This is a genomic window from Falsiroseomonas sp. HC035, assembly GCF_050563525.1.
Taxonomy (GTDB): Bacteria; Pseudomonadota; Alphaproteobacteria; order Acetobacterales; family Acetobacteraceae; genus Falsiroseomonas.
Genome location: NZ_JBNXUN010000061.1, coordinates 1 through 1384 on the forward strand (window position 1 = coordinate 1; position 1384 = coordinate 1384).

General features: G+C 69.3%; 1 protein-coding gene. It reads right to left on the reverse strand.

Annotation, left to right across the window (positions count from 1 at the left end; all coding sequences use genetic code 11):
• Positions 1-267: 267 nt before the first annotated feature.
• Positions 268-1302: an IS110 family transposase gene (locus ACLF3G_RS29415; protein ID WP_430672925.1), complete on the reverse strand. Its 1035-nt coding sequence runs from the start codon at positions 1300-1302 to the stop codon at positions 268-270.
• Positions 1303-1384 lie beyond the last annotated feature (82 nt).

Here is a 1384-nt window from a genome sequence, read left to right on the forward strand (position 1 = left end):
TGTGTGGACGGCCCCTTCGACGCAAGGGCGATTTGACGATTGGCGCCGCGGTCGGGTGCGGTCATGTGTCCGGCCTGTCTGCGCGGCACACGGCCGCTGGCCCTGATGCAATCCGCGACCTGGCTCCCAATCAGTTTCGCGCGCTCTGAGGCGCGAGACTCTAAACGGGCTCTGCCGGGCCCCGGGTTCGACCGGTACGCCATCACGCCACCATCGCCCTCACGCACCCGCCGATCGCGGCGACCTCCGGCGGGGAACCGTCAATGCCTATGCGCCTGCGGGCTGCGCGGATCCCTGCTGCGGACGGAAATTTTCGCCCCGCGCCAGCAGCGCCCAGACGATCCGTGCCGTCTTGTTCGCCTGCGCGACGGCCGCGACCATGGTCGGGCGGCGCTCGATGAGCTTCATGAGCCATCCCTCCCGTGCCTTGATGCGGGTATGCCGGATCACCGCGGTCGCCCCAAGCACCAGGAGGCGACGCAGGTAGCGGTCGCCTGCCTTGGAGATGCCGCCCTGTCGCGGCTTGCCGCCGGTGCTGTTCTGCTTTGGCACGAGGCCAATCCAGGCCGCAAAGTGCCGCGCCGAGGCGAAGTTCGACACGCCGCCGACTGTGGCGACGATCGCCGACGCCGTGATCGGGCCGATGCCGGGCACGGCCGCGAGACGCTGGCTGGCTTCGCTGTCCTTGTGCCAGGCGATGATCGCCGCCTCGATCTCCTCCACCCGCTTCCCAAGCGCTTCCAACTCTGCCGCCAAGCCACGCAGCGCCTGCCGCGCCAGCGGCGGCAGCGTGGCCTCCTCTTCGCCGAGCAGCACCGCCAGCAGGTCCGCAACGCGGCTCATGCCTTGCGGCGCCACGATACCGAACTCGGCCAGATGTCCGCGGAGCGCGTTCACGAGCGCCGTGCGCTGGCGAACCAGCAGCTCCCGGGTCCGGTGCAGTACCAGCACCGCCTGCTGCTCTGCCGTCTTCACCGGCACGAAGCGCATCGTCGGCCGGGTCACCGCTTCGCAGATCGCCTCGGCATCAGCCGCGTCGGTCTTGCCGCGCTTGACGTAGGGCTTCACGTAGGCGGCCGGGATCAGCCAAACGTCATGGCCCAGCGCGCGGATCTTGCGCGCCCAGTGATGCGCCGTGCCGCACGCCTCAATGCCCACAAGGCACGGCGGCAGGGTACGAAAGAAGTCGAGCACCTCGGCCCGCCCGAGCCTGCGCCGCAGCACTGCGCGACCCACGGCGTTAACTCCATGCGCCTGGAACACCCGCTTGGCGATGTCCAGGCCGATCGTGGTAATCTCCATGGTGGACGGCTCCTCTGCTCGTTGCCCTCAACAGCCGCGAGCCTGGCACATCGATGCCGCTCAGGGGCCGTCCACCGCATCA

What these genes read in the sequence shown, in the direction of transcription:
- ACLF3G_RS29415 (WP_430672925.1), bottom strand. Translation starts at nt 1,302, where the DNA reads ATGGAGATTACCACGATCGGCCTGGACATCGCCAAGCGGGTGTTCCAG.